Origin of the sequence: Microbacterium sp. SS28 (assembly GCF_022761035.1) — a bacterium.
Lineage (GTDB): Bacteria > Actinomycetota > Actinomycetes > Actinomycetales > Microbacteriaceae > Microbacterium.
Genome location: NZ_JAKWJP010000009.1, coordinates 37,966 through 56,869 on the forward strand (window position 1 = coordinate 37,966; position 18,904 = coordinate 56,869).

15 protein-coding genes are annotated in these 18,904 nt (G+C 73.1%); 7 read left to right on the plus strand and 8 right to left on the minus strand.

Features of this window, described 5'->3' with window-relative positions:
* The first annotated feature begins 48 nt into the window (after nucleotides 1-48).
* Both MJ607_RS19175 and MJ607_RS19180 read left to right on the plus strand, forming a co-directional pair.
* Nucleotides 49-933, plus strand: coding sequence for an ABC transporter ATP-binding protein (locus tag MJ607_RS19175; protein WP_243077241.1), 885 nt, complete (start codon nucleotides 49-51; stop codon nucleotides 931-933).
* A complete protein-coding gene (locus MJ607_RS19180) occupies nucleotides 930-2,033 on the plus strand; it encodes an ABC transporter permease (protein WP_243077242.1) in 1,104 nt (367 codons plus the stop codon). Before MJ607_RS19175 ends, MJ607_RS19180 begins: the two co-directional genes overlap by 4 nt.
* Before the next feature lie 311 nt (nucleotides 2,034-2,344).
* Here MJ607_RS19180 and MJ607_RS19185 read toward each other — a convergent pair whose 3' ends face one another.
* From MJ607_RS19185 to MJ607_RS19220, 8 genes are read right to left on the minus strand one after another with little or no spacing between them, the layout of a single operon-like run.
* Entirely contained in the window at nucleotides 2,345-3,028 is a 684-nt protein-coding gene (locus MJ607_RS19185) for an acetoacetate decarboxylase family protein (RefSeq protein WP_243077243.1), read from the minus strand.
* Nucleotides 3,021-5,201 (minus strand): 3-hydroxyacyl-CoA dehydrogenase NAD-binding domain-containing protein, encoded by a 2,181-nt coding sequence (locus tag MJ607_RS19190; protein WP_243077244.1) that lies wholly within the window; start codon nucleotides 5,199-5,201, stop codon nucleotides 3,021-3,023. The genes MJ607_RS19185 and MJ607_RS19190 overlap by 8 nt, the downstream gene beginning before the upstream one ends.
* A gap of 44 nt (nucleotides 5,202-5,245) precedes the next feature.
* On the minus strand, nucleotides 5,246-6,460 hold the full coding sequence (locus MJ607_RS19195; protein WP_243077245.1) for an acetyl-CoA C-acetyltransferase: 1,215 nt from the start codon (nucleotides 6,458-6,460) through the stop codon (nucleotides 5,246-5,248).
* Nucleotides 6,457-7,599 carry a CaiB/BaiF CoA-transferase family protein gene (locus MJ607_RS19200; RefSeq protein ID WP_243077246.1) on the minus strand — a complete coding sequence of 381 codons (1,143 nt, stop codon included), beginning with the start codon at nucleotides 7,597-7,599 and terminating at the stop codon, nucleotides 6,457-6,459. The genes MJ607_RS19195 and MJ607_RS19200 overlap by 4 nt, the downstream gene beginning before the upstream one ends.
* Nucleotides 7,580-9,421, minus strand: a complete 1,842-nt coding sequence (locus tag MJ607_RS19205; protein ID WP_243077247.1) for a long-chain fatty acid--CoA ligase — start codon at nucleotides 9,419-9,421, stop codon at nucleotides 7,580-7,582. Before MJ607_RS19205 ends, MJ607_RS19200 begins: the two co-directional genes overlap by 20 nt.
* A gap of 38 nt (nucleotides 9,422-9,459) precedes the next feature.
* Nucleotides 9,460-10,623 (minus strand): acyl-CoA dehydrogenase family protein, encoded by a 1,164-nt coding sequence (locus MJ607_RS19210; protein WP_243077248.1) that lies wholly within the window; start codon nucleotides 10,621-10,623, stop codon nucleotides 9,460-9,462.
* Entirely contained in the window at nucleotides 10,620-11,468 is an 849-nt protein-coding gene (locus tag MJ607_RS19215) for an alpha/beta fold hydrolase (RefSeq protein WP_243077249.1), read from the minus strand. Before MJ607_RS19215 ends, MJ607_RS19210 begins: the two co-directional genes overlap by 4 nt.
* Nucleotides 11,465-13,255, minus strand: coding sequence for a GMC oxidoreductase (locus MJ607_RS19220; RefSeq protein WP_243077250.1), 1,791 nt, complete (start codon nucleotides 13,253-13,255; stop codon nucleotides 11,465-11,467). The genes MJ607_RS19215 and MJ607_RS19220 overlap by 4 nt, the downstream gene beginning before the upstream one ends.
* A gap of 57 nt (nucleotides 13,256-13,312) precedes the next feature.
* Between MJ607_RS19220 and MJ607_RS19225 the strand changes: the two genes are divergently transcribed.
* The 5 genes from MJ607_RS19225 to MJ607_RS19245 all read left to right on the plus strand — a co-directional run bounded on the left by MJ607_RS19225 (nucleotide 13,313) and on the right by MJ607_RS19245 (nucleotide 18,618).
* On the plus strand, nucleotides 13,313-13,987 hold the full coding sequence (locus MJ607_RS19225) for a TetR/AcrR family transcriptional regulator (protein WP_243077251.1): 675 nt from the start codon (nucleotides 13,313-13,315) through the stop codon (nucleotides 13,985-13,987).
* A complete protein-coding gene (locus MJ607_RS19230) occupies nucleotides 13,987-15,432 on the plus strand; it encodes an NAD(P)/FAD-dependent oxidoreductase (RefSeq protein WP_243077252.1) in 1,446 nt (481 codons plus the stop codon). Before MJ607_RS19225 ends, MJ607_RS19230 begins: the two co-directional genes overlap by 1 nt.
* A gap of 69 nt (nucleotides 15,433-15,501) precedes the next feature.
* Complete coding sequence (locus MJ607_RS19235; RefSeq protein ID WP_243077253.1) at nucleotides 15,502-16,608, plus strand: type III polyketide synthase; 1,107 nt, start codon at nucleotides 15,502-15,504, stop codon at nucleotides 16,606-16,608.
* A 22-nt stretch (nucleotides 16,609-16,630) separates the two neighbouring features.
* Nucleotides 16,631-17,317, plus strand: coding sequence for a methyltransferase domain-containing protein (locus MJ607_RS19240; RefSeq protein ID WP_243077254.1), 687 nt, complete (start codon nucleotides 16,631-16,633; stop codon nucleotides 17,315-17,317).
* Between the two features lie 179 nt (nucleotides 17,318-17,496).
* Nucleotides 17,497-18,618 (plus strand): NAD(P)/FAD-dependent oxidoreductase, encoded by a 1,122-nt coding sequence (locus tag MJ607_RS19245; RefSeq protein ID WP_243077255.1) that lies wholly within the window; start codon nucleotides 17,497-17,499, stop codon nucleotides 18,616-18,618.
* Nucleotides 18,619-18,904 lie beyond the last annotated feature (286 nt).

Below are 18,904 nucleotides of genomic sequence, written 5' to 3' on the forward strand. Positions count from 1 at the left end.
GTCGCCGAATGCACGTAGCGTGGAAGCGGGGATGCCGAAGGAGATCCAATGCTGCAACTGTCCGGAGTCACCAAGAGCTACGGCGGGCGCCCTGCGCTCGACGGCGTCTCTTTCGATGTGCTGCCCGGCCGCCTGACGGGATTCGTCGGCGGCAACGGGGCCGGCAAGACCACGACGATGCGGATCGTGCTGGGCGTCCTCGCGAAGGACGGCGGCACAGTGACGCTCGACGGCGCCGAGGTGACGGCATCCGATCGTCGTCGCTTCGGCTACATGCCCGAAGAGCGCGGGCTGTATCCCAAGATGAAGATCCTCGAGCACATCGTCTACCTCGCGCGCCTGCACGGATTCTCGAAGTCGGATGCCACGTCCCGCGCCAAGGCGCTGCTCGAGAAGCTCGGACTCGGTGAGCGCCTCGGCGACAACGTCGAAACCCTCTCGCTCGGCAACCAGCAGCGCGCGCAGATCGCGGCGGCGCTCGTGCACGATCCCGAGGTGCTGATACTCGACGAGCCCTTCTCCGGCCTCGACCCCCTCGCCGTCGACGTCGTCGCCGGCGTCCTGCAGGAGCGCGCGGCGGCAGGCGCCGCCGTGCTCTTCTCGTCGCACCAGCTCGACGTCGTCGAGCGCCTGTGCGACGACCTCGTCATCATCGCGGGCGGCACGATCCGCGCCGCGGGCGCGCGCGACGCCCTGCGCGCCCAGCACTCGCACCGCCGGTTCGAGCTCGTCTCGGCGGGCGACGCGAGCTGGCTCCACGCCGAGCCCGGCGTCGAGGTCGTCGACTCGGACACGGGATACGCCGTCTTCGACGCGGACAGCGACGCGACGGCGCAGCGCGTGCTGCGCAGGGCTGTCGAACAGGGGGATGTCGCGAGCTTCGCGCCGCAGCATCCGACCCTCGCGCAGATCTTCAAGGAGGTCATCCGATGAGCGCCCGCACCCCCGAGACCACGGGCCTGAGCGCCGCACAGGGCCTGTGGCTCGTCGCGGAGCGCGAGATCGGCTCGAAGCTGCGCAGCAAGGCGTTCGTCATCTCGACCGCGATCCTGTTCGTCGGCGCGCTCGCGCTCGTCATCTGGGCGGGCTTCTCGGCGGCGAACTCGAGCGGCACACCGGTCGCCGTGACGCCGGATGCCGCGCAGTACGTCGCGACCGCGCAGGGCCTCGACATCACCGAGGCCGACGACCGCGCCGCAGCCGAAGCCCTCGTCGAGTCGGGTGACGTCGACGCGGCAGTCGTCGGAGACACCGCGTCGCCGCTCGGCTTCTCGGTCATCGCGGACACGAGCGTCCCGACGCAGCTGCTCCTGCAGCTCGCGCAGGTGCCGCCCGTCGAGCTGCTGAACCCCGACGAGGGCAATGCGGCGCTCGGCTACATCGCGGCGGTCGGCTTCGGCATCGTGTTCCTGCTCGCGGCCTCGCTCTTCGGCGGGACGATCGCGCAGAGCGTCGTCGAGGAGAAGCAGACGCGCGTCGTCGAGCTGCTCATCTCGGCGATCCCCGTGCGCGTGCTGCTGGGCGGCAAGGTCATCGGCAACACGATCCTCGCGGTGAGCCAGATCCTGATCCTCGCCGGCATCGCGATAGTCGGGCTCACCGTGACGGATCAGGGCGCGCTGCTGCAGGGGCTCGGCGAGCCGATCGCGTGGTTCGCGGTGTTCTTCCTGTTCGGCTTCATCCTGCTGGCCTCGCTCTTCGCGGCGGCCGCGTCGATGGTGTCGCGCCAGGAGGACATCGGCTCGACGACGATGCCGATCACGATGCTCGTCATGGCGCCGTACTTCCTCGTGATCTTCTTCAACGACAACCCCACCGTGCTCGCGATCATGTCGTACGTGCCGTTCTCGGCACCCGTCGGCATGCCCATGCGCATCTTCCTGGGACAGGCGCAGTGGTGGGAGCCGTACCTGTCGCTCGCAATCCTCATCGCGACGTGCGTCGTCGCGATCGTCGTCGCGGCGCGCATCTACCAGAACTCGCTCCTACGGATGGGCGGCCGCGTCAAGCTGCGCGAGGCCCTCGCCGGCTGAGTCGAGACCCGCGTCCCCGGCCGGATCCCGCAGGCGGGTTCGCGCGGGGTGAGTCGATGCCGCATGCACAGCCCGCACGCGACACGCACTCACCCCGCCCGTCCCACGCGGGTTCGCGCGGGGTGAGTCGATGCCGCATGCACAGCCCGCACGCGACACGCACTCACCCCGCCCGTCCCACGCGGGTTCGCGCGGGGTGAGTCGATGCCGCATGCACAGCCCGCACGCGACACGCACTCACCCCGCCCGTCCCACGCGGGTTCGCGCGGGGTGAGTCGATGCCGCATGCACAGCCCGCACGCGACACGCACTCACCCCGCCCGTCCCACGCGGGTGCGCTCGACCCGCTCGCCGAAGGTGATCGCGGCGTGCGTGATCGCGACGCCGAGCACGGGGCGGAAGGGCGCGAGCCACGCGAGCGGGCCCGCGAAGCGCCAGCGCGCGTCGACAGTGCGCAGGCGGCCGCGCACGGTGTTGTGGGCGCCGACCGCGCCCGCGGCCTCGCGCTGCAGGGTCGGAAGCGGCAGCTTCCAGCGCCCGGGCACGCCGGCGCGAGAAGCTGTCGCGTCGACCTCGGCGATGAGGGAATGGGATGCCGCGGCCTCCGGAATCTCTTCGAAACGGTGCACGAGCCGGCGGTCCTCGCGGCGGCGCCGGGTCGCCGTGAGCTGCTTGGGGATGCCCCAGAGGGCGCGACCGCCCGAGCGGGAGGCGGGACTCGTGACCCAGATCTGCGGGATCGTGATCCAGAGCCGCCCGCCGCGCACGACGGGGAGGGCGACGAGCAGCTCGTCGTAGTCGAGCATTCCGCCGGGGACATACGTCACCGCCGAGACGCCCACGATCGCGCGGCCCGCAACGGTGAGCGGGCGCGCGCCCGGGGGCAGCTCGCTGAGCACGCCCTCGGGGAGCGACCGCCTCGGCACGAGGAAGACCCCGACGCAGAACCACCCGCGCAGGTGCCAGGGCTCGGGCGGGTACGCCTCGTCACTCACGGAAGGCGCGTCCTTCGCGAGCTCGCGCCCGCAGCGCCTCGCTCGGGGCGAGGTGGGCGCCGTAGCGCTCGGCGAGCCCGTCGGCGCGAGCGACGAACGCGGCGGGGCCGGTCTCACCGGTCGCCGAGACGTAGCCGTCGATGTGCTGCAGCGCGCCTCCGAGCAGCGGCGGAAAGCCGATCCCGAGGAGCGATCCGACGTTCGCGTCGGCGACGGAGCGCAGGATTCCCTCGTCGTAGACCTTCGCCGTCTCGAGGCTCATGGCGAAGGTCAGGCGGTCCTCGATATCGGCGAGCGGAACATCGACCCGCTCGCCGTATCGCCCCGCGAGCCCTGTCCACAGCACCTTCGCGCCACCCTCGGGGTAGTCGTAGAACCCCGCCCCCGCCGCCTTGCCCGTGCGGCCCAGCGCGACGAGGTCGTCGAGCACGTGCATCGCGGGCGAGCGCACGTAGCCGCCTCCCGCGAGGCGCTCGGCCTCGCGCTCGATCTTCTGCGGGAGTGTGAGGCTCACTTCGTCGATCATCGCGAGCGGCTGCCCCGGGAAGCCTGCGAGCGACGCCGCCCGCTCGATCGCGACGGGGTCGATGCCCTCGCCGACCATGCGGGCCGCTTCCATGACGAGCGAGCCGAAGACGCGGCTCGTGAAGAAGCCGCGACTGTCGCCCACGACGATGGGCGTCTTCTTGAGCTGCACGGCGAGGTCGAAGGCGCGTGCGAGTGCTTCGTCGCTCGTGCGCTCGCCGACGATGATCTCGATGAGCGGCATCCGGTCGACGGGGCTGAAGAAATGTATGCCGACGACGGCATCCGCGCGCTCCACCCCTTCGGCGAGCAGCGTGATGGGCAGCGTCGAGGTGTTGGTGCCGAGCAGCGCGTCGGGGAGCACGGATGCCTCGGCCTCGGCGAGCACGCGATGCTTGAGCTCGACCGACTCGAACACTGCCTCGACCACGGCGTCGCAGCCCGCGAGGTCGGCGGCATCCGCGGTCGGGCGGATCCGCGCGAGCACGGCGTCCCGCGCGGCGGTGTCGAGCCGACCCTTCCCGACTTGCGCGTCGAGCAGCGCCGCGGTGTGCGCCTTGCCCTTCGCCGCCGCGGCGAGCGAGACGTCCTTGAGCACGACCTCGATGCCCGCCCGCGCCGCGACGTACGCGATGCCGGCGCCCATCATGCCCGCACCCAGCACGGCCAACCGAGCGACGGGCCGGGGAGCGATGCCGGCGGGGCGCGACGCGCCCTTCGCGATCGTCTGCATGTCGAAGAAGAACGCCTGGATCATGTTCGTCGACTGCTGCCCGGTCGCGAGGGCCACGAACGCGCGGGACTCGATCCGCAGCGCCGTGTCGAAGTCGACGGAGGCGCCCTCGACGGCCGCGGCGAGGATCGCGCGCGGCGCCTCGTAGCGGGCGCCCTTGAGCTTGGCGCGGAGCATCGCGGGGAACGCCGGCAGCGTCGCGGCGAGCGCCGGGGTCGTCGGCGTGCCGCCGGGCAGGCGATACCCCGGCCGGTCCCACGGCTGGCGGGCGGCGTCGGGGTCGCCCCGGTGCGCGTCGATCCACCGCACGGCCGCCGCCGCGAGATCGTCGGGCGTGACGACTTCGTCGACGAGACCCTGCGCGAGCGCCGCGTCCGGCCGGAACCGTCGACCCTCGAGGAGAATCTGAGTGAGCGCCTCCTGCAGGCCGCGCATGCGGACGGTGCGCGTGATGCCGCCCCCGCCGGGCAGCAGTCCCAGAGTGACCTCGGGCAGCCCCAGGTCGTAGCGGCCCGCCGCCGCGATGCGGTGGTGCGCCGCGAGCGCGATCTCGAGGCCTCCGCCGAGCGCGGCTCCGCCGATCGCCGCGACGACCGGCACCCCGACCGTCTCGAGGCGGCGGAGCGCCTTCTTGATGCCCTCGACCTCGTCGAACAGCGCCGCCGCGTCGTCCGGCCCCGCGGCCGCGAGCGCCGCGAGATCTCCGCCCGCGAAGAACGTCGACTTCGCGCTCGAGATGACCGCACCGCGCGCGGCGCCGGCTGCGGCATCCCGCTCCAGCTCGTCGGTCGCGTGCTCGAGGCCCGCGCGGAAGGCGGCGTTCATCGTGTTGGCGCTCGCGTCGGGGTCGTCGAGCAGGAGGTGCGCGATGCCGTCGTCGAGCAGGTAGCGCACGGCGAGCGGTGCGTCGGTCATGCCGGGGGTCCTTTCGGGGCGAAGCGCGGAGGTGGCGTGCGCGGTCACAGTCGCTCGACGATCGTCGCGATGCCCATGCCGCCGCCGATGCAGAGCGTCGCGAGGCCGTAGCGGCCGCCCGTCCGCTCGAGGTCGTCGACGAGCGTGCCGAGGATCATCGCGCCGGTCGCGCCGAGCGGGTGCCCCATCGCGATGGCGCCGCCCGAGATGTTGGTCTGCGCGTGCGGGTAGTCGCCGAGGTCGCGCATGAGCCGCAGCGCGACTGCCGCGAACGCCTCGTTGATCTCGACGAGGTCGATGTCGCCGATGCCGAGCCCCGCCCGCTCGAGCGCGACGCGCGAGGCGGGTCCGGGGCCCGTGAGCATGATCGTCGGCTCGGTCGAGACCACGCCGACCGAGACGATTCGCGCCCTCGGGGTGAGTCCGTGGCGCTCCCCCGCACGCTCGGATCCGACGATCACGAGGGCCGCGCCGTCCACGATGCCCGACGAGTTGCCCGCGTGGTGCACGTGGTCGATCGCCGCGACGTGCGGGTACTTCTCGAGCGCGACCTGGTCGAAGCCGGCCTGCTGTCCTATGCCCGCGAACGACGGCCGCAGCCCGGCGAGGGACGCGACGCTCGTGTCGGGGCGGATCGTCTCGTCGTGGTCGAGGATCACGAGGCCGTTGCGGTCGACGACCGGCACGATCGAGCCGGCGAAGCGACCCTCGGCCCACGCCGCCGCTGCGCGCCGGTGCGACTCGGCGGCGAAGGCGTCGACGGCCTCGCGGTCGTAGCCCTCGATCGTGGCGATGAGGTCGGCACTGATGCCCTGCGGCACGAAGTCCGCCGCGAACGCGGTCTCGGGGTCCATCGCCCACGGTCCGCCGTCGCTGCCCATCGGCACACGGCTCATGGACTCGACGCCGCCGGCGACGACGAGGTCCTCCCAGCCCGATCGCACGCGCGCGGCCGCCTGATTGACCGCCTCGAGCCCCGAGCCGCAGAATCGGTTGAGCTGCACGCCCGGCACGCTGTCGGGGAGGCCCGCCGCGAGGGCGGCGGTCTTGGCGATGTCGGCGCCCTGGTCGCCGATCGGGGTGACGCAGCCCAGGACGACGTCGTCGATCCCGGCGACGTCGAATCCCGGATTCCGCTCCCGCAGCGCGTCGAACAGGCCCGTGACGAGCGACACGGGCTTGACCTCGTGCAGGCTCCCGGTCGCCTTGCCGCGCCCGCGCGGCGTGCGGACCGCATCGAAGATGAACGCTTCGGTCATGACGACTCCTCGGATGAAGGTGTGTTGTTCCAGTCTGCGACGACTTCGGCGAGGTCGTCCGGTTCTGAGCGGGGAGGACGGATGCCGGGGGCCGGCGTCCGCGAGAAGCGGGGCGCCGGCGCCGCCTGCACGACGCCGTCGGCCTCGACGAGCGTGCCGCGCGCCGCGAGGTGCGGGTGGGACGCGGCTTCGCCGAGACGGAGGACAGGCGTGACGCACGCATCGGTGCCCTCGAACACCCGCGCCCACTCGTCGCGCGAGCGCGTGAGGAAGGCGCCGGCGAGGCGTGCACGCAGGGCGGGCCATGTCGAGGAGTCGTACTGGGATGCCGCGGCATCCCGTGCGTCGTCCCAGCCGAGTCTCTCGACGAGCTGCGCGAAGAAAGCGGGCTCGAGCGCGCCCACGGCGACATGGCCCCCGTCGGCGCACACGTAGGTCGCGTAGAAGGGGGCGCCGCCGTCGAGCAGGTTGGCGCCGCGGCGGTCCTGCCACTGGCGCGTGCCGCGCATCGACCACACGAGCTGCAGCAGTGACGCGACGCCGTCGACCATCGCGGCGTCGACGACCTGTCCACGGCCGCTCGTCGAGCGGGCGACGAGCGCCGCGAGGACTCCCGCGACGAGGTAGAGCGATCCGCCGCCGAAGTCGGCGAGCAGGTTGAGGGGGACCGGCGGGGGCTCGTCGGCGCGACCGAACGTCGCGAGCGCGCCGCTCAGCGCGAGGTAGTTGATGTCGTGGCCCGCCGTGTCGGCGAGCGGCCCGTCCTGCCCCCACCCCGTGATGCGGCCGAAGACGAGCCGAGGGTTGCGCGCGAGGGCTTCGTCGGGACCGACGCCCATGCGCTCGGCGACTCCGGGGCGGAAGCCGTCGATCAGGACGTCGGCGCGGTCGACGAGTCCCTGCAGCTGCGCGCGCTGCTCGGGATCGCGCGCATCGAGCTCGACGCGGCGCCGGCCGCGCAGCAGCTGGTCGCGCTGCGCGCCCTCGCCGACGCGCAGGACGGCGTCCGGCCGTTCGATGCGCACGACATCGGCGCCCCAATCGGCCAGCAGCATGGCGGCGTGCGGGCCGGGGCCGATCGCGCCGAGCTCGACGACCCGGATGCCCGCGAGCGGGCCCTCACCCGACGGCGGTGTCATACAGCCCCTCGATGCGTGTGCGCTCGGCGCGCTCGACGACGCCCCGCTTGACCTTCATCGACGGCGTGAGGCCGCCCGTGTCGATCGCGAGGTCGGCGTCGAGGATCGACCAGCGCTTGATCGTCTCCCACTTGTTGAGGCGCGCGTTGAGCTGCTCGACGTACGACCCGACGAGCGCCTCGACCTCGGGCGTCCGCACGAGTTCGGCGTACGGCTTCGCGCCGAGACCGTTCTCGGCGCCCCACGCGGCGATCGCGTCGGGGTCGAGCGCGATGAGCGCGACGCAGTACGGATGCCCGTCGCCGAACACGAGGATCTGGCTCGCGTAGGGGCAGAGCGCCTTGAACGCGGCCTCGACGGAGCCGGGCACGACGATCTTGCCGCCGGAGGTCTTGATGAGGTCCTTGAGGCGTCCCGTGATCGTGAGGAAGCCTTCGGCGTCGAGCGAGCCCTGATCACCCGTGCGCAGCCAGCCGTCGGGTGTGAAGGCGGCCGCCGTCTCGGCGGGGAGATTGTGGTACCCGGCCATGATGTGCGGGCCGCGCAGCTCGATCTCCCCGTCCTCGCCGAGGCGCACCTCCGACCCCGGCAGCGCGCGGCCGACCGTGCCGAACTTGTTGTCGACGGGGCGACCGCAGAACGCCCCCGCGGCGGTCTCGGTCAGGCCGTAGCCCTCGACGATCAGGATGCCCGCGGCGTGGAACCATTCCGCGATCTCCTGGTTGAGCGGCGCCGAGCCCGAGATGAAGAAGCGCACGCGGCCGCCGAACCGCTCGCGCACCTTGCGGAAGACGAGCCGGTCGAAGAGGCCGTGCCGCAGGCGCAGCCCGAGCGGCACCTTCGCACCCTCGCTCGTGAGCCGGTCATAGCGCGCACCCGCGGCGAACGCGGCGCGGAACAGCTTCGCCTTGACCCCGCCCTCGGCCTCGATCGTCGTCAGGATGCGGCCGTACGCCTTCTCGAAGATGCGGGGCGCCGCACCCATGAAGGTGGGCTTGACGACCGCGAGGTTCTCGATGATCCGCTCGACCCGGCCGTCGATCGCCGAAGCGAAGCCGACCGCGAGCTGCGCCGAGAGGATCACCTTGCCGAACGAGTGCGACATCGGCAGCCACAGGAAGTTGAGGTCGTCGAGGCGCAGGAACCCGAGCGCCTTGAGCGCCTCCCCCTCGTACACCCAGGCCCGCTGCGTGAGGCGAACGCCCTTCGGGCGGCCCGTCGTGCCGGACGTGTAGATGAGGGTCGCGAGCGCATCCGGGGGGATCGCGTCGGTCGCACGGGTGACGGATGCCGCATCCTGCTCGAGCAGCGCGCGCCCGCGCTCGCGCAGGGCGGCGAGGCTGAGCGTGCCGTCGGTCGCGGTGCCGGCGGGCGCGGCATCCATCATGATGACCTGCTCGATGCCCGCGAGCGTCTCGGGGTGGGCGCGCAGCTTCTCGAGCTGCGCCGCGTCCTCGACGACGACGAACCGGCAGTCCGCGTCGTCGAGGATGTACGCGGCGTCGTCGGCGGACGTCGTGGGATAGACGGTCGTCGTCGCTCCCCCCGCGCTCAGGATGCCCAGATCGCAGAGGATCCACTCATAGCGCGTGCCCGCGATGATGCCGACGCGGTCCTCGGGGGCGAGGCCGAGCGCGAGCAGCCCCGCCGCGACCTCGGCGACGTCGCGCGCCGCTTCGCGCCACGTGACCGAGGTCCACGAGCCGCTCACGAGGTGGCGGTAGGCCTCGGCGTCGGGCGTGAGATCGACGCGCCGCCTCAGCGCGACGGCGAGGTTGGGCGGGAGGTCCTCGAGGAAACGGGTGTCGATCGGCTGTGCCATGTCACTCCTTCGTGATCGGCGGGGATGGATGCCGCGGCTCAGCGCCGGGCGTAGCGGGCGGCCTGCTCGCGGCCGATGATCTCCTTCATGATCTCGGTCGTGCCGCCGTAGATGGTCTGCACGCGGGCGTCGCGGAACGCGCGGGCGATGGGGTACTCGAGCATGTAGCCGAAGCCGCCGAACAGCTGCAGGCAGCGGCTCGTGGCCCGCACCTGCAGCTCGGAGGTCCACCACTTCGCCTTCGACGCCTCGACCGCCGTGAGCTCGCCCAGGTTGAGGGCGAGCGCCGCCTTCTCGACGTACGCGCGGGCGATGTCGCACTCGGTCTCGAGCTCGGCGAGCACGAACCGCGTGTTCTGGAAGTCGCCGATCGGCTGGCCGAAGGCCGTGCGCGAGTGCACGTACTCGAGCGTCCAGCGGACGGCAGCCTCGGATGCCGCGACGGCGGCCGCCGCGATCGACAGGCGCTCGCGGGGCAGGCGCTCCATGAGGTACCGCATCGCCATGCCCTCCTGGCCGAGGATGCGATCCGCCGTGAGGCGCACGCCGTCGAAGAAGAGCTCGGCGGTGTCCTGCGCGTCGAGGCCGACCTTCTCGAGCTGCCGGCCGCGGGTGAAGCCCGCGTCGGACTGCTCGACGACGAAGAGCGTGAACCCGCGCGACCCCGCCTCGGCGTCGGTGCGCGCGACGACGATCACGAGCCCCGCGTGCATGCCGCTCGAGATGAAGGTCTTCGCACCCGAGAGCACCCAGTCGTCGCCGTCGCGCACCGCCGTCGTGCGGATGCCCTGCAGATCGCTGCCGGTGCCAGGCTCGGTCATCGCGATCGCGCCGATGAGCTCGCCCGCCGCCATCGCGGGCAGCCAGCGCTGCTTCTGCTCGTCGGTCGCGAGGTCGAGGAGGTACGGGATGACGATGTCGTCCTGCAGTCCGAGGCCGACCCCGAACGAGGTCGTGTTCGTGCGGGCGATCTCCTCCGCGACGACGAAGCGGTAGCGGTAGTCGGGCTCGCCGCCCCCGCCGTACTCCTCGGGCACCGCGAGTCCCATGAGCCCCGCGGCGGCGGCCGAGGTCCAGACCTCGGCCGGGATGCCGTGCGCGGCCTCCCATTCGCCGTGGTGCGGCTCGACCTCGCGACGCAGGAACTCCGCGACGCTCGCGCGGTACGCCTCGTGGTCTTCGGTGTAGAACGTGCTTCTCATGCGGTGTGCTCCGGGGTGGGGGTGCTCGACAGGCCCGGGGACGCGAAGGGCCGGGCGGGAGGTGACGGGGGCGCGGCGAGGATCGCCGCGGCGGTGCGGTCGGGGGCGTCCGAGAACGGGATGTGCCCGCAGCCGCCCAGCAGGAGGTGCCGCGCGTGCGGCCACGCGCGGCGCGCGCGCTGCGGCTGCGTGAGCCCCCACAGCAGCACGTCGCGACGGCCCCACACGATCGTGGCGGGCACTCTCCGCGCCTCGGGGACCATGCCCTGCGTGCGGAACGCGGTGCGCGCGGGCTCGAAGCCGCGGCTCGCGGCGAGCGCGTGCAGGTCGGAGATCGCGTCGTCGGGATTCACCCGCGTCGGGCGGCCGTTGGTGACGGCGAGCAGCGCGGCGCGTGCGGGGCGCGTGCGCAGCGCCCGCGCGAGCGGACCCGGGAACGTCTCGGCCGCGACCCGCAGCAGACGGAGCATCCCGCGACCCCACCGGCGCTCGGGCTCGTTCCAGAACCCGATCGGCGCGAACGCCGTGACACGGCCTGCGAAGCCGCGGCGCGCGAGCTCGAGCGCGATGCCGCCGCCCATCGAGAACCCGACGACGTGCGGTGCGCGGATGCCGCGCCGGCTCAGTTCGGCCGAGACCCAGTCCGCGAGCCCGCCCAGGCTCATGTCGGCGAGCGGCTCGTCGGCGCGCGCGCCGAACCCCGGGAGGTCCAGCGCGAGCACGCGATGCTCCCGTTCGAGCGCGGGGAGGATCGGCGTGAACGCCTGCCAGCGACTGCCGAGACCGTGCAGCAGGACGAGGTCGGGACCGCTGCCCGCCGCATGCTCGCCGGGGATCGAGGTCATGCCGCCGCCTCGGAAGCGGCATCGGCGGCGTCCGGGCCGGCCGTGGCCGCGGTCTCCGGAGCGGCATCCCGAATCGACGCCTGCGCACCCGGCTTCGCGGCACCCGGCCGCACAATCGGCAGCGGGAGCCGCAGCGCACCGGGGGCGGACAAGGGGACGACGGGATGCCGCGGTGCGACGGCGTCGATGCGCTGGTAGGCGGCGCCGAGCGGGGGCCGCGTGTCGGCGTCGCCCTTGTTGGGCCACAGCGCCATGGCGCGCTCTGCCTGCGCCGTGATCGTGAGGGACGGGTTGACGCCGAGGTTCGCCGTGACGGCGGATCCGTCCGCGACGTGCAGGCCGTCGTACCCGAAGACGCGCTGGTACGGGTCGAGCACGCCCTCGGTGATCGAGGTGCCGATCGAGCAGCCGCCGATGAAGTGGGCCGTCAGAGGGATGCCGATGAGGTCGGCCGACGAGCCGCCTGCCAGCCCGTCGACGCGCTTCGCGAGATCGCGCGCGATGCGGTGGCCCGTCGGGATCCACTCGGGGTTGGGCTCGCCGCGGCCCTGCCGCGTCGTCATTCGCCGCCCGAAGAGCCCGCGCGTGAGGTAGGTCGTGAGCGAGTTGTCGAGCGACTGCATCACGAGGACGAGGAGCGACTGCTCGGCCCAGCGCGGCACGGCGTGCAGCCGCGCCGCGGCGCGGAACCCGAGCCGTCGGTAGGTGCGCAGGGCGGCGCGCCAGCGCGGGAGGCCCTCGACGGGATCGACGAGGTGCGCGTTGAGGAGGGCGAGCAGGCTCGACCCGCGGCCGTAGCGCACGGGCTCGACGTGCGTCTGCGGATCGGGGTGGAACGACGACGTGATCGCGGTGCCGGGCGTGACGTCCGCGTCCTTCGCCGACAGCCGCGCCGACAGGACGGCCTCGGAGTTGGTGCGGCTGAGCTCGCCGAGCCGGGGTGAGAGGCGCGGAAGTGATCCCGCGCGAAGGCGGTGCAGGAGCCGCTGCGTGCCCAGGGCGTTCGCCGCGAAGACGACGTGGGTCGCCGTGAACGTGTGGCGGCGCAGCGGATTGCCCGTCGCGTGCGTCGTGACGGCGTACCTTCCGCCGCGGGCGGGCTTCACGTCCGTCGCGGTCGTCAGGGGATGGATGACGGCGCCCGCGCCCTCGGCGAGGTGCAGGTAGTTCTTGTCCACGGTGTTCTTGGCGTTGTACCGGCATCCCGTCATGCACGCGCCGCACTCCCTGCAGCCCGTTCGCGCGGGACCGGCTCCGCCGAAGAACGGATCCGGGCTCTCGATGCCCGGGCCCTCGCCGAAGAAGACCCCGATCTCAGCCGCGTGGAACGTGTCCTCGGCGCCGAGGTCGCGTGCGACATCCCGCAGCAGCCCGTCGGCGAGTGTGTCGGCGTGAGCCGTCGTGACCCCCAGCATGCGCTTCGCCTGGTCGTAGTACGGAGCGAGTTCGCTCTGCCAGTCCGTGATGTGCGCCCACTGCGGGTCGCGGTAGAAGTCTTCGAGCGGCTCGTAGAGCGTGTTGGCGTAGACGAGCGAGCCGCCGCCGACACCCGTCCCGCTCGCGATCAGCACGTTGCGCAGGAGAGTCAGGCGCATGATGCCGAAGCAGCGCGCCGCGGGAAGCCACAGGTAGCGCCGCACGCGCCACGACGTCTCGGGCAGCTCGCCGTCGCGGAACCGCCGGCCCGCCTCCACGACGCCGACGCGGTAGCCCTTCTCTGTGAGGCGCAGTGCGGCGACGCCCCCGCCGAAGCCGGAGCCGATCACCAGGACGTCGTAGTCGGTCACGGGACCGAGCATAGGCATCTATTGACACTCTGCCAATAGGCGGCGCACACTCGACGCGTGGCAGATTCGACGCGCACGCGCCTGACCCCCGAGGAGCGGCGACTCCAGATCATCGACGCGGCTCGCCGGCTGTACCGCGAGCGGCGGTACGACGACGTCTCGATGGAGGACCTCGCCGCCGAGGCGGGCGTCGCGCGGGGCCTGCTGCACCACTACTTCGGCTCGAAGCGCGAGCTCTTCCTCGCCGTCATGACGCAGTCGGTGCGCCTCCCCGTCGGCGAGCTGCCCGAGCTCGAGGGCCGGCCGCTCGACGAGCGCGCGCACCTCACGATCTCGTGGATCCTCGACGGCGCGGCGGCGTACGGACAGGAGTGGGTCAACGCCGCGGGGGCCGAAGGACTGCACGGCGACGGCGATGTGCAGGCGCTCGTCGACGTCGCCGACGACCGGGCCGCGCGGTTCATGCTCGAGGCGCTCGGGATGCCGGACGACGACGCCCTCCGCGCGCGGCTGCGTCCCGTCGCGCCGTTCCTCAAGGCGCTGTGCCGCGAATGGCTGCTGCGCGAGACGCTCGGCCGCGCCGACGTCCTCGACCTCTCGACGGCCGCCGTCCTGCGCGCCGTCGCGCCTTCGGCGGTCGCGACGACGGCCGCGGCGCCGGCTGCCGCCGCGCCCGGCCCCAGCGGATCCCGCGCCGCCGCGCCCGGCCCCGTCGTTCCCGCGGAGGCATGATGCCGCGCATCGGGATCATCGGCTCGGGGTTCGCTGGCGTCGCCGTCGCGACCGAGCTGCTGCGCCACGGGCACCGCGACATCCGGCTGTGGGAGCGCGCCGCCGACCTCGGCGGCGTGTGGCGCGACAACACCTACCCCGGCGCCGCGTGCGATGTGCCCTCGCCGTTCTACTCCTTCTCGTTCGCGCCGTGGCACGGATGGCCGCAGCGCTACGCGGGGCAGCGTGAGATCCTGCGCTACCTGCACGCCGTCGCCGAGCGCGAGGGCGTCTCCGAGCGCGTGCGGCTCGGCGTCTCGGTCGAATCGGCGACCTGGGATCCGGATGCGGCGGCCTGGACCGTCACGTTCGCAGACGGCGCGACCGAGCAGGTCGAGGTCCTCATCAGCGCCGTCGGCCAGCTCTCGACCCCCGTGATCCCCGACCTCCCGGGAGCCGCGGACTTCGCGGGCGACTCGTTCCACACGGCACGCTGGCCCGAGGGCTTCGACCCCGCAGGTCGCGAGATCGCCGTCATCGGCTCGGCGGCGACGGCCGTGCAGCTCGTTCCCGCGCTCGCCGAATCGGCGGCCCGCGTGCACGTCCTGCAGCGGACTCCCAACTACATCTGGTGGAAGCCCGACGGCGACTACGCCCCCTGGTATCGCCCGTGGTCGCGGATCGAGCGGCCGTTCTTCCGCTGGCTCGGCGAGCAGTTCTCGCGCGCGATCGAAGAGGGCTCATTCGCGGCGCGCGTCTCGCGCGGGGTCACGCAGTGGCAGCTGAAGCGGCAGGTGAAGGATGCCGCGCTCCGCCGCGCCCTCACCCCCGACTACCCCATCGGCTGCAAGCGCATCCTGTTCTCGAACGACTACTACCCCGCGCTCCAGCGGCCGAACGTCGACCTCGTGACGGAGCGCATCCAGCGGCTCGAGCCCGAGGGGGTGCGCCTCGCGGACGGACGGATGCTGCGCGCCGACACCGTCGTGTACGCGACGGGCTTCGCGGCGCAGAGCTTCCTGCACGGCATCCGGATCACGGGAAGCGTCGGCGAGGAGCTGCACGACCGCTGGGCCGAGGGCGCACGCGCACACCGGGGCATGTACGTGCCGGGCTTCCCCAACCTCGTGCTCATGTACGGCCCCAACACGAACCTCGGCGGCAGCTCGATCCTGCTCATGCTCGAGGCGCAGGCGGCGCACGCACGCCGCGTCATCGACCGCCTCACAGCGACCGGCGCCTCCTCGGTCGAGCCGACCGTCGAAGCCGAAGCCCGCTGGGACGACGACGTGCAGGGCGCGCTCGCGACGACGGCGTGGTCGTCGTGCGGCAACTGGTACCGGCATCCCGGATCCGATCGCGTCACGTCCAACTGGCCCGGCGGCACGACGAGCTACGTGCGCGTCATGCAGGGACTCGATCCCCACGAGTTCACGTGGGACAGGGTCACGGCCGTCGTCGGCTGACCCCGCGACTTCGCGCGCCGGTCCGCTCTCGGTCACGCCGACGACGCCCGGCAGTGCCTAAGGTGAACCATGACTGCGAGCATCCTGTCGATCGGCACCGCCGTGCCTCCCGCTCGCGTCTCGCAGTCCGCGGCCCGCGACGTGTTCGCGAATCAGCCGGGACTCTCGCGCATCGCGCAGCGCCTGATCCGCGCGGCCTTCGACGCGTCGGCGATCGAGCATCGCAACACGGTGCTGTCCGACCTCGTCGCGGCGGCGAACGGCACAGCGCCGGTCTCCGGCGACGGGATGCCGGCGGCGGGCGCCGACGCGACGATCCTGGTGCCCTCGACGGGCGACCGGAACGCCGCCTACGTCCGCCTCGCCCCGCCCCTGTTCGCCGAGGCGTCCGCGCAGGCGCTCGCCGAGGCATCCGTCGCCCCCTCCGACGTGACGCACGTCGTGACCGTCTCGTGCACCGGCATGTTCGCGCCGGGCCCGGACTTCCGGCTCGTCAAGGATCTCGGCCTGCCGCTCACGGTCGAGCGGTACCACGTCGGCTTCATGGGGTGCGCCGCGGCACTGCCGGGCCTGCGCGCCGCCGCACGGATCTGCGCCGCGCAGCCCGACGCCGTCGTGCTCGTCGCGGCGGCCGAGCTGTGCACGCTGCACATCCGGTCATCGGAGGATCCGCAGCAGATCGTCTCGGCATCGGTCTTCGCCGACGGCGCAGCCGCAGCCGTGGTCTCGGCGCGTGACTTCGGCGGCGGACCGCGGCTCGCCGTCGAGCGCTTCGGCACGACCCTCACGAGTGAGGGTGAGACCGACATGGTGTGGACGATCGGCGACGAGGGCTTCGACATGGTCCTGACGGCCGAGGTGCCGCGCATCATCGGGCGCGAGATCCGCGGCGCCGTCGACGCGTTCCTCGCGGACGACGTGCCCGACGTGTGGGCCGTGCACCCCGGCGGGCGCAGCGTGCTCGACCGCGTCGAGGCGGGGCTCGCGCTCGACCCGACGGCGCTCGACGCGTCGCGCGCCGTGCTGCGCCGGCAGGGCAACATGTCGAGCGCGACGATCCTGTTCATCCTGCGCGAGCTGCTGCAGGGCGGCGAGGACGGCGAGCGCATCGCCGCACTCGCGTTCGGGCCGGGGCTCACCGTCGAGTCGGCGCTGCTCACACGGGTCGCCCGGTGAACCTCCGCGAGCGGGTCGCCCGGTGAGCCTCCGCGAGCGCGACGCCGATGTGCTCGAGCTCATGGACGACCCTGACTGCGATCCGCAGCGCCTCGCCGCGACGCTGCGACGGTTCGACACCGTCAACCGGCTGTGGAGCGGGTGGGGCGATGTGTACCGGTCGCGGCTCGCGCCGTTCCTATCGTCGCTCGGACGACCCGCGCGCGTGCTCGACCTCGGCTCCGGCGGAGGCGACCTCGTCGCGCGGCTCGCCGCCCTCGCCGAGCGCGACGGCCTCAGCGTGCAGTGGCTCGGCGCCGACCCCGACCCGCGCACGCAGCACATCGCCGCGGAGCGCGCGACGGGGCGCATCGAGTTCCGGTGCACGGATGCCGCGACCCTCCACGCGGACGGCGAGCGGTTCGACGCCGTGCTGTCCAACCACGTGCTCCACCACCTCACGCCCGACGGGCTGCGCTCGTTCGCGGGAGAGTCGCTCGCCCTGACCGACGGGATCGCGCTGCACTCCGACATCCGGCGCGGGCGCGTCCCGTACGTCCTCTACTCCCTCGGAGTCACTCCGTTCGCGCCCGGCACTTTCCTGCGCACCGACGGACTGCGCTCGATCCGCCGCAGCTACCTGCCGGGCGAGCTCGCGGCCGCGCTCGGCGCGCCGTGGCGCGTCGAGGCGGCCTCACCCTTCCGCGTCGTCGCGACGGCGCATGCCTGAGCCCCGCCTCCGATCGCCCCGCCGCTCTCGGCGGCGAGACCCCGTGGAGACCGCGCGAATGACCGCCGCACCCGCCCTCCGACCGCAGTGTGCGCGGTGTGGACGTCATCCGGCCCGGGCGGGTGGGGCGGGCGGGGCCGGAGCGGATGCCCGGGCACGGCGCAGCCGAGGGGCGCGCCGTGGCTGAGGTCGTCATCGTCGGGGCGGGTCCCGTCGGAACACTCCTCGCCGCCGAGCTCGCGCGCCGCGGCGTCGAGGTCGCGCTGCTCGAGCGCCGTACGACGGCGGGCGAGGGCACGCGCGCCATCGGCATCCACTCCCCCGTCCTCGCGGCGCTCGAGGCCTCGGGAACGACCGAGCGGCTCCTCGCGTCAGCGGTGCGCGTGGCGCGCGGTGAGGCCCGGTCGGACGGCCGGGCTCTGGGGGTCGTGCGGTTCGATCGGCTGCACCGCCGGTTCCCGTTCGTCGCGGCGCTGCCCCAGGCGGGGACCGAGGCCGCGCTCGCGGTCGGCGCCCCTCCGGCGCGGCGGGGTGCCGACGTGACGGCGGTGGTGCCGGCGGGATGCGGCATCCGGGTGTCCCTCGCCGACGCCGACGCCCTCGAAGCCCCGATCGTCGTGGTCGCGGGCGGATGGCGCGCGCGCGGGCTCGTGTACCGGAGCGGCGGCGTGCGCGTGAAGCCGTACGCCGACCGCTACCTCATGGCGGATGTCGCAGGTGGCAGCGACGATGAGATCGCCGTCGTCAACATCGACGCGTCGGGTGTGCTCGAGTCGTTCCCGCTGCCGGGCGGGCGACGGCGGTTCGTGGCGTGGGATGCCGCGCCGGCCGACGCGTCGGAGGGCGCCCGCGCCGAGCGGCTGCGGGCGGCGCTGCGCGAGCGCGGCGAGCCCGCCGACGCGGTCACCGCGGCGACGGCGTTCGAGGTGCGCCGCGCCGTCGCGCCGGGCCTGCGCCGCGGCGGCCTCTTCGTGATCGGCGACACGGCGCACGAGGTGAGCCCCATCGGCGGGCAGGGCATGAACCTCGGACTTCTGGATGCCGCGACCCTCGCACCGCTCCTCGCCGACTGGGCGCGGACGGGCGTCGAGCCCGGACTCGAGCTCCAGCGCTGGGAGCGGCGGCGGCTCGCGTCGGCCCGCACGGCCGCAGCGCTCGCGACGCTCAACACGTCGCTGGGACGCCCGCTGGGCCCCGCCGCCCACGCCGCGCGCAGGGCGGGGCTGCGCCTCGCGCTCCTGCCGCCCGGCGCCCGCCTGCTGGCGCACGCCTACGCGATGGGCTTGGACCGCGACGCCTGACCCGCTCCTGCGGCGTCGCCCCTGCGCCCGAGCGGGGTGAGTGGATGCCGCATCCACCCCCACGACCCGGCAGGAAGTCACCCCACCCCGACTTGACCAGCCAGGTGGGGTGAAGACACGACGCCGGTTGCGTCCGTCAGAGTGGTGTATCGGTAGCTCGGTGAGCGTGTCGCTGTGAATGGCGACGGTCACCGCGTGATCCTTCGAGGAAACTCCTACATCTCTCTCGAAAGGAACCACGACGATGACCGTCGTACCCAGTATCGATCCTGCTCGCTTCCTTGAA

Bases quoted from the DNA above. Each gene is read 5' to 3' on its own strand.
- MJ607_RS19195 (WP_243077245.1), bottom strand. From the start codon at position 6,460: ATGACCGAAGCGTTCATCTTCGATGCGGTCCGCACGCCGCGCGGGCGC.
- MJ607_RS19235 (WP_243077253.1), top strand. From the start codon at position 15,502: ATGACTGCGAGCATCCTGTCGATCGGCACCGCCGTGCCTCCCGCTCGC.
- MJ607_RS19205 (WP_243077247.1), bottom strand. From the start codon at position 9,421: ATGGCACAGCCGATCGACACCCGTTTCCTCGAGGACCTCCCGCCCAAC.
- MJ607_RS19190 (WP_243077244.1), bottom strand. From the start codon at position 5,201: ATGACCGACGCACCGCTCGCCGTGCGCTACCTGCTCGACGACGGCATC.
- MJ607_RS19200 (WP_243077246.1), bottom strand. From the start codon at position 7,599: ATGACACCGCCGTCGGGTGAGGGCCCGCTCGCGGGCATCCGGGTCGTC.
- MJ607_RS19215 (WP_243077249.1), bottom strand. From the start codon at position 11,468: ATGACCTCGATCCCCGGCGAGCATGCGGCGGGCAGCGGTCCCGACCTC.
- MJ607_RS19230 (WP_243077252.1), top strand. From the start codon at position 13,987: ATGCCGCGCATCGGGATCATCGGCTCGGGGTTCGCTGGCGTCGCCGTC.
- MJ607_RS19175 (WP_243077241.1), top strand. From the start codon at position 49: ATGCTGCAACTGTCCGGAGTCACCAAGAGCTACGGCGGGCGCCCTGCG.
- MJ607_RS19210 (WP_243077248.1), bottom strand. From the start codon at position 10,623: ATGAGAAGCACGTTCTACACCGAAGACCACGAGGCGTACCGCGCGAGC.
- MJ607_RS19180 (WP_243077242.1), top strand. From the start codon at position 930: ATGAGCGCCCGCACCCCCGAGACCACGGGCCTGAGCGCCGCACAGGGC.